We start from the raw sequence: 14082 nt of genomic DNA, 5'->3' as shown, positions 1-14082 counted from the left end.
TATTTTCTTTACCTATCTTTGCAACTAAACTAATATACCACATCATAACAAGTTTTAATGAGTCTGCACAAATTTACTCATCTGCTGGCACAGACCGTAGAAGAACTGTCCACTTATAGTTCTTTAAAGGGTGTCTTTCACGAACATAGAGACGGCGGCCCTTTACCCTCTGGAAAGGTTCTTAAGGAAATTATCGAGCTGTGCCGTTCTATTCTCTTTCCCGGTTTCTACGGGAAATCCACAGTAAACAGCCATACCATAACCTATCACATAGGAGTCAATCTGGAACGTCTTTACGGATTGCTCACCGATCAGATTCTGGCCGGCCTCTGTTTTGCTTCGGAAGAAGGTTGTGCACAAAATAAGGAGAACGAATCCGGTTGCAACAAACATTGTAAGGAAAAAGCAGCCGAACTAGCTGCCGCTTTTATCGCAAAGATGCCGGAACTGAGAAGTGTGCTTGCCACTGACGTGGAAGCAGCCTATAACGGCGATCCTGCCGCTGAGAGTTATGGTGAAATTATCAGTTGTTACCCCATCATCAAGGCCCTGAGCAGCTATCGTATCGCTCATGAACTTCTGGTTCTGGGAGTGCCGCTCATTCCGAGAATCATTTCTGAAATGGCTCATTCCGAAACAGGTATTGACATTCATCCGGGCGCGCAGATCGGTCACCACTTTACCATCGACCACGGAACCGGTGTCGTAATTGGCTCAACCTGCGTCATAGGAAATCATGTGAAACTCTACCAGGGAGTAACCTTGGGAGCAAAAAGCTTTCCCTTGGACGAAAACGGTAATCCCATAAAAGGTATCCCACGTCATCCGATTCTTGAAGACGACGTAGTGGTATATGCCAATGCCACCATTCTGGGACGCATACGCATCGGAAAAGGATCTACCATAGGCGGAAATATCTGGGTTACCGAAGATGTTCCCGAAGGAGCACGACTCGTACAGAAAAAGTAATTATTATCAAAAAAACATATCACTCACTACATCCATAGAAGAATAAAAAATAATGGAAGCAGAATTCGAACTTATTGCGAAAACCTTTCAGGGGTTAGAAAATATTCTGGCAAAAGAACTTACCGATTTAGGAGCAAACAATATCCAGATCGGCAGAAGAATGGTGTCATTTACCGGAGACAAAGCCTTGATGTATAAGGCAAACTTCGCCCTCCGCACCGCAATCAGAATCTTAAAACCGATCAAGCACTTCAAGGCACAGACCGCCGATCAGGTGTACGATGCCATCAAAAAGATTGACTGGAGTCAGTACCTGACCAACGAAACCAGCTTTGCAGTGGATTCCGTAGTGTTCTCTAAAGAATTCCGTCATAGCAAATTTGTGGCCTACAAGGTAAAGGACGCTATCGTTGACTACTTCAGAGAGAAAACCGGAAGCCGTCCGAACATCAGCATCACTAACCCGGATTTGCAGTTGCACATCCATATTGCAGAAGATGACTGCACTTTGTCTTTGGACAGCTCCGGCGAGTCTTTGCACCGTCGCGGTTACCGCCAGGAGTCTGTTGAAGCTCCATTGAACGAGGTATTGGCCGCAGCCATGATTATGATGACCGGCTGGGATGGTGGGTGTGATTTGATTGATCCGATGTGCGGATCGGGTACTATTGCCATTGAGGCAGCCCTAATTGCCCGCAACATTGCTCCGGGTGTATTCCGCAAAGAGTATGCTTTTGAAAAGTGGAACGACTTTGATCAGGAACTCTTCGACGCCATCTACAACGATGACTCCAAAGAAAGAGAGTTTACACACAAGATCTATGGATATGACATCAACCGCAATGCCGTAGAAATTGCGTTGAAGAATGTCAAGGCTGCCGGATTGAGCAAGGAAATCGAAATCAACCAGAAGGATTTCCATCAGTTTACCCGCCCACAGGAGAAATGCATCATGGTTACCAACCCTCCTTATGGAGAGCGCATCTCTACTCCTGACTTATTGGGCCTGTACCGCACAATCGGTGAGCGTCTGAAGCACCAGTTCCAGGATTATGACGCATGGATTCTGAGCTACCGCGAAGAGTGTTTCGAACAGATTGGCCTGAAACCATCTATCAAGATACCACTCTACAACGGTTCTCTGGAGTGCGAGTTCCGCAAATATCAGATCTTTAGCGGAAAATATAAGGATATGCGTGCCGACGGCGGACAGATCAAAACAGACGAGGAACGCCGACAGATGGCTCAGAAGAAGCGTTTCAAGGCTAACCGCGAGTTCAAGAAAGCCATCGACGAAGACGATGATCAGAGCGGATTCCGCTTTAAAAGAGACAGTCAGAGCGGAAAGGGCGGCAGATTCAGAAGCGAAGAACGTGGCTTCGACCGGGGCAGCAGCAAAAAGAGCTACCGTGGCGGTGGAAAGTCTTTCGATAAAGGAAACAAATCGTTTAATAAGAACCGCAAGTATAACCGTTATGAAGAAGATTAATCTCTTTCTGATTCTGAGCTTTTTAGTATCTGTCATGATGGGACAAAACAAGAGTTTCACCCTAGAAGACTTGCTTCCGGGTGGAAATAACTTCTGGAATTTGCAACCCAAATCCATGAATCTGACGTGGTGGGGCGACAACTGCATCGAACGAACTAAAGAGCAATGCTCTGTCATTAATAAGAAAGATGGAAAGAAATCTGTCCTGTTTACTTTGGAAGAAGTAAAGCAGTGGCTGGGTGAGGATCAGGAACTGGCTACCGCATGCACTGCAATCTCGTTCCCATATGCAGAAAAGGAACAGTTTGTATTGCGCACAGCACAGAAGGATTTCATCGTAGATTTCAAGGAAAAGAAAGTGATCTGGAGCCAGAAAAACAATGCCCAGGCCCAGAATACAGACTGGAACCCAGTCTCAAAAAACAAAGCCTTCACTATTGGCGACAACTTGTATGTAACCACTGCCGAGGGTAAGGAAATCGCTGTTTCCAAAGACGGCAGCAACGATCTGGTGTATGGTAAGAGCGTGCACCGTGACGAATTCGGCATCAGCAAGGGTACCTACTGGAGTCCGGACGGAAAGTTGCTGGCATTCTACCGTATGGACCAGAGCATGGTGCCCGACTATCCTCAGGTAGATATTAATACCCGAATTGCCACAACATTCCCTTGCAAATATCCGATGGCCGGCGAAAAGAGCCACAAAGTAAGCATCGGAGTCTTCAATCCGGCAAACGAACAGACCGTATGGTTGCAGACCGGCGATGCCACAGACCGGTATTTCACCAATATCGCCTGGTCACCGGATAACAAGAAGATTTATGTCATCGAATTGAACCGCGACCAGAACCACGCCCAGTTGGTTTGTTATAACGCGGCCAACGGTAAAAAGGAAGAAGTGCTCTATGAAGAAAAACATCCTAAATTCGTAGAACCACAGCATCCGATTGTCTTCCTTCCTTGGGACAGCAACAAGTTCATTTATCAGAGCCAGCGCGACGGATATAACCATCTGTACCTGTTTGATTTGAAATCACCGCTTTACGATAATTTCAAAAATGCGGCCGATGGAGCAACTTATAAGGAATATGTCAAGGTAGAACAGCTGACATCCGGTCCTTGGGTGGTATTGGACATGCTGGGATTCAATGAGAAAGAGAAAAGCATTCTGATTCGCAGCAACGAACAGAACCCGATTCAATATACTTTGAATTCGGTCAATGTTTCCAACAAAAAGCGCACATTAATCGGAACATCAGAGGGAGTGCATCAGGGTAATCTGTCTGCCGACGGACAGTATATCATTGATACTTACAGTTCTCCGAAAGTTGCCCGCAGCATCAATCTGTATGCCACCAAGAATGGCAAGGGTATCAACCTGCTCACGGCAGAAGATCCTTGGAAAGAGTTCAACAAGCCTGAAATCGTGGGTGGCCATATCAAGGCATCTGACGACAGCACCGATCTGTACTACCGCATGGTAAAACCGGTAAACTTTGACCCGAATAAGAAATACCCGACCATTGTTTATGTCTACGGCGGTCCGCACGCTCATCTGGTGGATGCCAGCCGTAACTACATGGCCCGCGGATGGGAGATTTACATGGCTCAGAAGGGTTACCTGATCTTTGTGCTCGACAGCAGAGGTTCAGAGAATCGCGGACGCCAGTTTGAGAACGTCACTTTCAGACATCTCGGTGATGAGGAAATGAAAGACCAGATGTGCGGTGTAGCTTACCTGAAGTCATTGCCTTACGTAGACCAGAACCGCATCGGTGTGCACGGATGGTCGTTCGGTGGTTTCATGACTACCAACCTGATGCTTTCTTATCCGGAAACCTTCAAGGTGGGTGTAGCCGGTGGACCGGTTATCGACTGGAACTATTATGAAGTGATGTACGGAGAGCGTTATATGGACACTCCGCAAGCCAATCCGGAAGGCTATAAAGGCAGCAACCTGCGCCTGAAAGCCCCTAATCTTCAGGGTAAATTGCAGATTATCATCGGTTACAACGACCCGGTTTGTGTTCCACAGCACAGTCTGTCTTTCCTGCGTGCCTGCATTGATGCCGGCAAACAGGTAGATTACTTTGTATATCCGGGCGGCGAGCACAACATGTTCGGACGTGACCAGATTCATCTGCACGAGCGGATCAGCCAGTATTTTGATGATTTCTTAAAATAAACATAAAGCAGCATACGATATGAAACTTTTATTGTTAGGAAGCGGCGGACGCGAGCATGCCTTGGCATGGAAAATCGCCCAGAGCCCCAAAATTGAGAAATTATATATCGCTCCGGGAAATGCCGGTACAGCGTCAGTAGGAGAAAACGTAAACATCAAAGCCGATGATTTTGCCGGTATCCGTCAGTTTGTTCTGGACAATCAGATCAATATGGTGGTTGTAGGTCCGGAAGATCCGCTGGTAAAGGGAGTTTATGACTTCTTCAAAAACGATGAAGCTCTGAAGAACATTCCGGTTATCGGTCCGTCAAAGCAGGGTGCCGTACTGGAAGGCAGCAAGGATTTTGCCAAGGGATTCATGCAGCGCCACAACATCCCGACAGCTGCTTATCAGACTTTCCGCGCGGATCAGTTGGAAGAAGGTCTGAAGTTCCTCGAAACACTGAAGGCCCCTTATGTACTGAAGGCCGACGGTCTGTGTGCCGGAAAAGGTGTTCTGATTCTGGACACTTTGGACGAAGCCAAGAAAGAACTGAAGGAGATGCTGGGCGGTATGTTCGGCGACGCTTCTTCTTCTGTCGTTATCGAAGAGTTCCTGAGCGGTATTGAATGCTCTGTATTCGTACTGACCGACGGAAAGAACTACAAGATTCTGCCTGAAGCAAAAGACTACAAGCGCATTGGCGAGCACGACACCGGTCTGAATACCGGCGGTATGGGTAGTGTTTCTCCGGTTCCTTTTGCCACTCCGGAATGGATGAAGAAGGTGGAAGACCGCATCATCCGTCCAACGGTTGAGGGACTCCGTGCCGAGAACATCGACTACAAAGGCTTTATCTTCTTCGGTTTGATCAACGTAGCCGGTGAGCCGATGATTATTGAATACAATGTACGTATGGGAGATCCGGAAACCGAATCTGTGATGCTTCGTATCAAGAGCGACCTTGTCGAGCTGTTCGAAGGCGTAGCAGCAGGCAATCTGGACGAAAAGACTCTGGAATTTGACGAGCGCAGCGCAGTGTGTGTGATGCTGGTATCCGGCGGTTATCCAGAGGCTTACGAAAAAGGATTCCCGATTACCGGTATCGACGAGGTGGAGAACAGCATCGTGTTCCATGCCGGAACAGCCGTTAAAGACGGTCAGATTGTAACCAGCGGCGGACGCGTTATTGCCGTAAGTTCTTACGGAAGCAATAAGGAAGAAGCCCTGCAGCAGTCCTTCTCTCAGGCTCAGAAAATCCAGTTTAACAAGAAATACTTCCGTTCTGATATTGGAAAAGACCTATAATGAGAAATAACAGGTTTCAAAATAAAGTGGCGACAAGCAGTTTTACACTGCCTGTCGCCGCTCTTGTTGCTACCCTACTTTGGGCAGCTGTCGGCCCCATGTCTCAAAGCAAGGCCCTGTGCTGGCTTTGTTGCGCCGTCTGTTCTTATCTTCTGGTGGAATTCAACAACTCCAACGCTCTGCTTCGTATCCGGAGCCGTCTTACCACTTCCACGTTTTTGTTTGGTGTGGGTTGCTTCACCTTTTTACACGATTCCATAGCCCCGATGGCTGTGACCTTCTTTGTATTGGGATGCTATTTCTTTCTGTTCCGCTCCTATCAGGAGAGCAACAGTTCCTCAAATATTTACCATGCCTTTGTCTCGTTAGGAATAGCCAGCCTGATTCACCCCATCCTTTTAGGACTTGTACCTTTTGTTTATTGGAGCATGGCCGTTTACCTGCGCTCCCTGTCATTCAAAAGTTTTTGTGCCAGTCTGCTGGGACTCTTCACCCCATTCTGGTTCTATGGTGCATACCTTATTTATACACAGGACTATGCTCCGCTCAGAATGTACGCCCAGAAATTCATAGACTTTGCCCATCCTGCTCTGACAGATTACCTGTCGCTTGACATCACCCGCTTGTCGGCACTTCTTTTCATCCTGATCATAGGACTGATCAGCACCATACACGCTCTCAAAACGAGCTACAACGACAAGATACGCACCCGCATGCAGTTCTACACCCTGATTTTGTTTGAGGCGGTCATCCTGCTGTTTTTGTTGGTGCAACCGAAACAGTTTGACTTGTTTATGGCTCTGCTCACCCTGACTTCGGCTCCGGTCATTGCCCATTTCTTTGCACTGACCTCCTATCGGATTACCAATCTACTGTTTATTCTTTCGATATTTATCTATCTATTCATTGCATTTTCTAGTTTATGGATCAGTTCTTTAACACTATCACAGATCTTCTGATTGATTACGGTTACTGGGGCATGTTCATCGCAGCCTTCATTGCCGGAAGTGTTTTTCCCTTCAGTTCCGAGGCCGTCATGGCCGGACTGCAACTGGCCGGACTGGCACCGCTGCCCCTGTTTATTTGGGGAACCGTGGGAAATGTTGCCGGAAGCATGTTCAACTACTGGATCGGCAGTTTGGGAAAGATGGAATGGATTGAGAAATACCTCCATGTAAAAAAAGAAAAGGTTGAGAAGACCCAACGGTTTATGGAGCAGAAAGGTGCCTGGATGGGCGTTTTATGCTTTCTGCCGATTCTAGGCAGTGTCATCGCCGTAACCATGGGCTATATGCGCGCCAACGTATATATCAGTTTTATCTCCATTCTGATCGGCAAGGCCGTCCGCTATGCCATTCTGGTTTATTTTGTATCACTAATATAACTCTCAAAATGAAACGTCACGATCTTTTGTTTGTTTCGCTCGTTGTCTGCCTGCTTGCCGGCACTCTGCTGTCGTGCACCCGGAAGGCTAAAGACGAAAGCAAAACCATTACGGTAACCATTGCCCCTCTGGCCTTCCTTACGGAAAAAATTGCCGGAGACGACTACCGCATCGAAACATTTGTTCCCAACGGCAGCAGTCCGGAAACTTATGAACCCGCCCCGCAGCAGTTGGTACGCCTCAGTAACAGCAGGATCTATTTTTATGTAGGGCACCTCGGATTCGAGCAGACCTGGCTTGAGCGTATGGAAAAGAATGCGCCACAAACCTCATTCGTATGTGCTTCGGAGGGCATCAAATACATCACCTCCACCCATCAGCATGGCGACCATGCTCACGAAGGTGTTGACCCGCATGTATGGACCACTCCGGCCAACCTGAAAGTCATGGCCCGCAACATTGCAGCCGGACTGAGCAAGACTTATCCGGAAGACCATGAAGTGTTTGCCAGGAATCTGAAAGCGTTGGAAGACAGTCTGGATGCCACAGACCGTGAAATCCGCCAATTGCTTTCCGGCAAGGAGAAGAGAAGTTTCCTGATCTATCATCCCACACTGAGCTATTTTGCCCGTGAATACGGACTGGAGCAGCTGGTCATCGAAGAAGACGGCAAATCCCCCTCTCCGGCTCATTTGCAACAGCTGATCCGCACCTGTCGCGAAAAGAATGCCCATACGGTATTCCTGCAAAAGGAATTCGACCGCCGCAATGCCGAAGTCATTGCCCGCGAAACGCAGACACAAATTGTTGAAATCAATCCGCTGGATTATGAATGTACCCGCGAACTGATTCAGATAGCCAAAACATTGAGCCATGAAACAGAATCCAATCATTAAACTGACCGATGTTGAGGTGCGCTACGATTCCAAAACGGTATTGGAGCAGGTGTCCCTAACGGTATATGAAAAAGACTTTTTGGGAATTATCGGTCCGAACGGAGGCGGCAAGACCACTTTGGTCAAGACCATTCTCGGCCTGAAGGACATTCACAGCGGAACGATTCAGTATTATCGGAACAACCAGCCTGTTCATCACATCGGCATCGGCTATCTGCCACAATATAACCAGATAGACAAGAAATTCCCCATATCGGTGTTCGATGTCATTCTCTCCGGACTGGAAAACGGAGCTTCCATCTGGCACCGGGTGACCTCAGAACAAAAGGAACGGGTAGCCGAGATGATTCAACGCATGGGACTTACCGGAATGGAGAAACGCCCGATAGGAAGTCTGAGCGGCGGACAGGCCCAGCGCGCCCTGTTGGGACGGGCCATCATTTCCGAGCCCGACGTGGTGATTCTCGACGAACCGAATACCTACATTGACAAGCGCTTTGAAGCCCAGCTTTACGAACTGCTGGACGAGATCAACCACACCAGCGCCATAATCCTCATCAGTCATGATGTAGGTTCCGTGGTTCAGAATGTGAAAAACATAGCCTGTGTGAACCACACTCTGGACTATCATGCGCAGGAAGAAATCACCGAAGAGTGGCTTCAGGCCAAGACCAGCTGCCCCATCGACCTGCTGGGACACGGCGACATGCCCCACCGCGTTCTGAAACAACACGCGCACCGTTAAAATAAAAAGCCTTGCGAATTAAAGTAACCTAAATAGAAAAGGAAACGCAAAAAAGTTCGTATTTTTGCCCAACAAAGCAAATATTTTTATAAAATCAAATAGAAAACAATGAAACAGTTCAAAACAGTAAACACCATCATGGGGTGGATTACGTTTGCCATCGCCGCTTTCGTGTATTGCAGCACGATTGAGCCGACCGCAAGCTTTTGGGACTGTCCGGAGTTCATCACCTCGGCCTACAAGCTGGAGGTGGGCCATCCTCCCGGCAACCCGTTCTTCATGTTAACCGCAAACCTGTTTACCCAGTTTGCCAGTGATCCAACACAAGTGGCCCGCATGGTCAACATCATGTCGGCGCTGTTCAGTGCCGGATGTATCCTGTTCCTGTTCTGGAGCATCACACATCTCACCCGTAAACTGGTATGCAGCAACCCGAACGAGATGTCGCTCTCGCAGCTCATCACCATTCAGGGTAGCGGTCTGGTAGGTGCTCTGGCCTATACTTTCAGCGACACCTTCTGGTTCAGTGCTGTAGAAGGCGAGGTTTATGCCTACTCTTCATTGTTCACCGCCATGGTGTTCTGGCTCATTCTGAAATGGGAAGAACACGCCGACGAGCCGCACAGCGACCGCTGGCTGGTACTTATCTCCTACATGACCGGTATCTCTATCGGTGTGCATCTGTTGAACCTGTTGTGCGTGCCTGCCCTCGTATTGGTATGGTACTACAAGCGCAATCCGCAAGCCAACCTGAAAGGTTCCCTGTTGGCACTGATCGGTTCTATGGTTCTCGTTGCTGCCGTGCTCTACGGTATCGTACCGGGTATCGTAAAAGTAGGCGGATGGTTTGAATTACTGTTTGTCAACACACTGGGTTTCTCATTCAACACAGGTTTGATCGTGTATATTTTCTGCCTCATCGCCGTAGTGCTTTGGGCAATCTGGGAAACACAGCGCCAGATAAGCCGCAAGCGCATGAACATTGCCTATCTGCTTGCAGTAGCCATGCTGGGTATTCCGTTCTACGGCTATGGCTGGAGCAGCCTCGTAATCGGTATCGTGGTATTGGCAATTCTGGCCTTTGTGCTCTACTATAAGAAGGAAGACCTGCATGTAATCAGCGCCCGTGTGATGAACACCTCGCTGCTTTGCATGCTGATGATCATGATCGGATATTCCAGCTATGCGCTGATTGTGATCCGTTCGAGCGCCAACCCGCCGATGGACCAGAACTCTCCGGAGGATGTGTTTACTCTGGGACAGTATCTGAACCGTGAGCAGTATGGTTCTCGTCCTTTGTTCTACGGTCAGGCCTATACTTCGCAGATGAAGCTCAAGACCACCAACGAAGGCTACTGTGTTCCGGTAACCAAGGAAGGTGCTCCGGTATATCAGCGTGTGGAGAAACACAGCAAGGATGAGAAGGACGCTTACGAAATCGTACGTCATGATCTGGAATACGTATATGCACAGAACATGTTCTTCCCGCGTATGTATTCCGACCGTCACGCTCAGGCTTACGAAAGCTGGATGGGCGGTGTAGACGGCAAGACCGAGCTCTTTGATCGTTGCGGCGAAATGGTGAACGTAAAGGTTCCGACCCAGTTGGAAAACCTGCGCTTCTTCTTCAGCTATCAGCTGAACTTCATGTACTGGCGCTACTTTATGTGGAACTTTGCCGGTCGTCAGAACGATATTCAGGGTAACGGTGAGGCCGAACACGGAAACTGGATTACCGGTATCTCGTTCCTGGACAATATGCGACTGGGCGACCAGAGCAAGCTGCCTACCGAACTGAAGGAAAACAAGGGACACAACGTGTTCTACTGTCTGCCGCTTATTCTGGGTATTCTGGGCTTGCTGTGGCAGATTTACAAGAACGACAAGGGCGTTCAGCAGTTCTGGGTGGTGTTCTTCCTGTTTTTCATGACCGGTATTGCCATCGTGATCTATCTGAACCAGACTCCGATGCAGCCTCGTGAGCGTGACTATGCTTACGCCGGTTCATTCTATGCCTTTGCCATCTGGATTGGCATGGGTGTAGCTGCCCTGACCGAGTGGTTGAGCAAATACATCAAGGCCAACGAAACCGTGCTGGCAAGCGTCATCTCACTGGTAGCGCTGATGGTTCCTATCCAAATGGCCAGCCAGACTTGGGACGACCACGACCGCAGCGGCCGTTATACTTGTCCGGATTTCGGTAAGAACTATTTGCAGTCGCTCGACGAGAAAGGCAATCCGATTATCTTCACCAACGGTGATAACGATACCTTCCCATTGTGGTACTTGCAGGAAACCGAAGGCTTCCGCACCGATGCCCGTGTCTGCAACCTGAGTTATCTGCAAACCGACTGGTACATCGACCAGATGAAGCGTCCGGCCTACGACTCACCTTCTATTCCGATCAGCTGGAGCAGACTGCAGTATGTAGGCGGTGTGCGCGAAGGTATTCAGGTTCATCCGGATGCATTGGAACAGGTAATTGCCCTGTACAAGGACAATCCGGAAGAAATGAAACAGATGCTGGGTGAGAATCCGTACGAGTTGAAGAACATCATGAAGCATTGGGTGCTGAACGACAATCCGGATCTTCAGATCATCCCGACCGACAGTGTGGTCATCACCATCGACAAGGAAGCCGTGAAGCGTTCAGGCATGATGGTTGCCGGCGACTCTATTCCAGACGTGATGAGCATCTCGCTCAAAGGCAAACGTGCCATCTACAAGAGCGAACTGATGATGCTCGACATGCTGGCACAGACCAACTGGGAGCGTCCGCTCTACATCGCCATGACTGTGGGATCGGATAACTACGGAAATCTGGGCGACCACTTCGTACAGGAAGGTCTGGCCTACCGCGTCACTCCGTTCAATACCAACAAGACCGGCAAGCGCGTAGACACAGAGCGCATGTACAATAATGTGATGAACAAGTTCAAGTTCGGCGGTGCCAACACTCCGGGCATCTATCTGGATGAAACCGTGATGCGTATGTGCTACACCCACCGTCGTGTACTGGCTCAGCTGGCATTGGAGCTCATCAAGGAAAACAAGCCTCAGAAAGCCCTTCAGGTGCTGAACAAAGCCGAAAAGGAATTGCCAAGCTACAATGTGCCGGATAACTACCAGAGCGGTTCGGTGGAAATGGCCAAGGCCTATGCAGCCTTGAACAAGAAAGCCGAGGCAGAGAGAATCCTCACCTCTGTGGGTGATAACTCCAAGGAGTACCTGTCCTGGTATCTGAGCCTGAGCAACAACCGTCTGATGCAGTCAAGCAGCGAATGCAGCTTCCACCTTTATATTCTGAATGAGGTGAGCCGCGTACTGGATCAGATCAAGTCCGCAAAAACCAGCAGCTACACCACCGCTCTGAACACCTATGCCGAGCAGTGTCTCAACCGCGGTGTGAGTCTGTACTAATCGCACGGAAATGATCATAGAACAACCATCCATATTTCTGAGATGGATTTATCCGCGAGCCTTATGGAGAATGAACCGTCATGAGAAGGTCGTTTATCTGACCTTCGATGACGGACCCATTCCCGAAGCCACGCCGTTTGTGCTGGATATTCTTGATCATTTTCAGATAAAAGCCACCTTCTTCATGGTGGGCGACAATGTGCGCAAACACCCCGATGTGTTCCGTATGGTTGTGGAACGCGGCCACCGCATCGGCAACCACACTTACAACCATATCGGCGGATTCAAGTATCTGAGCAAAAACTATCTGGCCAATACAGACAAGGCCAACGAGGCCTTGCAGACCAATCTGTTCCGTCCACCCCACGGCTGGATGCGCTGGTCGCAGTATTTCCGGCTCAGAAAGAAGTATCAGATTGTGATGTGGGATCTTGTCACACGCGACTACAGCAAATGGCTTACCGCCGATGATGTGTTCCGCAACGTGCGCAAATATACCCGCAACGGCTCGATTATCACTTTTCACGATTCACTGAAAAGCATAGACAAGCTGCGCACAGCACTGCCCCAGTCCATACAGTGGCTCAAGGATCAGGGATATGAATTCCGAACATTCGACTGACACATTATTATCAGAATCAATGAAACAAACAGAAATCATACTTTCTGCAACAGAGATAAAAGCCGAGGCCCAGCGTCTCGGCTTTTATTCTTGTGGGATAGCCCCGGCAGAGCCGGTAGCGGAAGAGCACCGCCGATATTTCGAAGACTGGCTTCAACAGGGAGCCTATGGCTCTATGGACTATCTGGCCAACCATGCTGCGATGCGTTTCGACCCGCGCGAACTGGTACCCGGCACCCGGAGCATTGTCTGCGTGGCCCTGAACTATTATCCTTCTGAATTTATGGACGAACAGGAAGGTTGCCTGTCGTGGTATGCCTACGGCAAGGACTATCACGAGGTGATGAAAGACAAACTGCGCCGTCTGATGGCCTACATCCTGAATCTGGTGCCCGAAGACGCACAGGCGGAAATACTGCCCGGACGCGTATTCTGCGACACAGCGCCCGTCTTGGAGCGCTATTGGGCCTGGAAAGCCGGTCTGGGATGGATCGGACGCAACCACCAGCTCATCATCCCTCAGGCGGGAAGTACGTTCTTTTTGGGCGAGATTTTCCTTACCCTGCCCGTTGATTCCTACGATAGCCCACAGAAAAACCGCTGCGGTCATTGCCGGAAGTGCCTCGATGCCTGCCCCACCCGGGCACTGACTGCGGAGGGATTTGATGCACGCCGCTGCTTGAGTTACCTCACCATAGAGAACCGTGATGAAATTCCCCAATGGGCCGCCACCCACATGGAACCCTGCTTCTATGGCTGCGACCGCTGTCAGGCTTCCTGCCCACATCTCCGTTTCGCCCGACCGACACAAGAAACGGAATTCCATCTTCGGGAAGAATTGAAACAAATGACACGCCAGCAGTGGCAACAGTTGTCTGTTGAGGATTATCGGAAACTGTTTCGGGGATCGGCCGTGAAACGGGCCAAATACGAGGGACTGATGCGTAATATCCGAGCCATGAATCGCCCTGATCAGGATTTGACAGAATGACACTTTGCCACATATCCCCCGCTCAGACTCGAAAATATACAGGAAACATAAAGGTGGAAGGCCAAAATCAATAGTTTCAGACAGGTCAAGAGA

General features: G+C 49.3%; 11 protein-coding genes. All 11 read left to right on the top strand.

Annotated elements, in window-relative coordinates; all coding sequences use genetic code 11:
* Positions 1-57 precede the first annotated feature (57 nt).
* The 11 genes from DXA74_RS04130 (at position 58) to queG (ending at position 13989) form a co-directional block, all read left to right on the top strand.
* Entirely contained in the window at positions 58-969 is a 912-nt protein-coding gene (locus DXA74_RS04130; protein ID WP_118525568.1) for a serine O-acetyltransferase, read from the top strand.
* Between the two features lie 52 nt (positions 970-1021).
* Complete coding sequence (locus DXA74_RS04125; RefSeq protein ID WP_118525567.1) at positions 1022-2458, top strand: class I SAM-dependent RNA methyltransferase; 1437 nt, start codon at positions 1022-1024, stop codon at positions 2456-2458.
* Positions 2445-4643: a S9 family peptidase gene (locus DXA74_RS04120; protein WP_118525566.1), complete on the top strand. Its 2199-nt coding sequence runs from the start codon at positions 2445-2447 to the stop codon at positions 4641-4643. Before DXA74_RS04125 ends, DXA74_RS04120 begins: the two co-directional genes overlap by 14 nt.
* Before the next feature lie 19 nt (positions 4644-4662).
* Positions 4663-5931: a phosphoribosylamine--glycine ligase gene (purD, locus tag DXA74_RS04115; protein WP_118525565.1), complete on the top strand. Its 1269-nt coding sequence runs from the start codon at positions 4663-4665 to the stop codon at positions 5929-5931.
* Between the two features lie 26 nt (positions 5932-5957).
* Entirely contained in the window at positions 5958-6890 is a 933-nt protein-coding gene (locus tag DXA74_RS04110) for a hypothetical protein (protein ID WP_147401030.1), read from the top strand.
* A complete protein-coding gene (locus tag DXA74_RS04105; protein WP_118525563.1) occupies positions 6854-7315 on the top strand; it encodes a YqaA family protein in 462 nt (153 codons plus the stop codon). Before DXA74_RS04110 ends, DXA74_RS04105 begins: the two co-directional genes overlap by 37 nt.
* 8 nt (positions 7316-7323) lie before the next feature.
* Positions 7324-8211 (top strand): metal ABC transporter solute-binding protein, Zn/Mn family, encoded by an 888-nt coding sequence (locus tag DXA74_RS04100; RefSeq protein WP_118525562.1) that lies wholly within the window; start codon positions 7324-7326, stop codon positions 8209-8211.
* Positions 8189-8956 (top strand): metal ABC transporter ATP-binding protein, encoded by a 768-nt coding sequence (locus DXA74_RS04095; protein WP_118525561.1) that lies wholly within the window; start codon positions 8189-8191, stop codon positions 8954-8956. Before DXA74_RS04100 ends, DXA74_RS04095 begins: the two co-directional genes overlap by 23 nt.
* Positions 8957-9064: 108 nt before the next feature.
* On the top strand, positions 9065-12376 hold the full coding sequence (locus DXA74_RS04090) for a DUF2723 domain-containing protein (protein ID WP_118525560.1): 3312 nt from the start codon (positions 9065-9067) through the stop codon (positions 12374-12376).
* Between the two features lie 10 nt (positions 12377-12386).
* Entirely contained in the window at positions 12387-12998 is a 612-nt protein-coding gene (locus tag DXA74_RS04085; protein ID WP_118525559.1) for a polysaccharide deacetylase family protein, read from the top strand.
* 19 nt (positions 12999-13017) lie between these two features.
* The gene (gene queG / locus DXA74_RS04080) at positions 13018-13989 is read left to right on the top strand and encodes a tRNA epoxyqueuosine(34) reductase QueG (RefSeq protein ID WP_118525558.1); all 972 of its coding nucleotides are present in this window, start codon (positions 13018-13020) and stop codon (positions 13987-13989) included.
* Positions 13990-14082 lie beyond the last annotated feature (93 nt).

Origin of the sequence: Bacteroides sp. OF04-15BH, assembly GCF_003477995.1 — a bacterium.
In the GTDB taxonomy this organism is placed as follows: domain Bacteria; phylum Bacteroidota; class Bacteroidia; order Bacteroidales; family Bacteroidaceae; genus Paraprevotella.
The sequence above is the reverse complement of the archived record's forward strand: the minus strand, read 5'-3'. Positions and strand labels throughout refer to the sequence as shown.

Bases quoted from the DNA above. Each gene is read 5' to 3' on its own strand.
- DXA74_RS04085 (WP_118525559.1), top strand. From the start codon at position 12,387: ATGATCATAGAACAACCATCCATATTTCTGAGATGGATTTATCCGCGA.
- DXA74_RS04130 (WP_118525568.1), top strand. From the start codon at position 58: ATGAGTCTGCACAAATTTACTCATCTGCTGGCACAGACCGTAGAAGAA.
- queG (WP_118525558.1), top strand. From the start codon at position 13,018: ATGAAACAAACAGAAATCATACTTTCTGCAACAGAGATAAAAGCCGAG.
- DXA74_RS04100 (WP_118525562.1), top strand. From the start codon at position 7,324: ATGAAACGTCACGATCTTTTGTTTGTTTCGCTCGTTGTCTGCCTGCTT.
- DXA74_RS04095 (WP_118525561.1), top strand. From the start codon at position 8,189: ATGAAACAGAATCCAATCATTAAACTGACCGATGTTGAGGTGCGCTAC.
- DXA74_RS04090 (WP_118525560.1), top strand. From the start codon at position 9,065: ATGAAACAGTTCAAAACAGTAAACACCATCATGGGGTGGATTACGTTT.
- DXA74_RS04105 (WP_118525563.1), top strand. From the start codon at position 6,854: ATGGATCAGTTCTTTAACACTATCACAGATCTTCTGATTGATTACGGT.
- purD (WP_118525565.1), top strand. From the start codon at position 4,663: ATGAAACTTTTATTGTTAGGAAGCGGCGGACGCGAGCATGCCTTGGCA.
- DXA74_RS04125 (WP_118525567.1), top strand. From the start codon at position 1,022: ATGGAAGCAGAATTCGAACTTATTGCGAAAACCTTTCAGGGGTTAGAA.
- DXA74_RS04120 (WP_118525566.1), top strand. From the start codon at position 2,445: ATGAAGAAGATTAATCTCTTTCTGATTCTGAGCTTTTTAGTATCTGTC.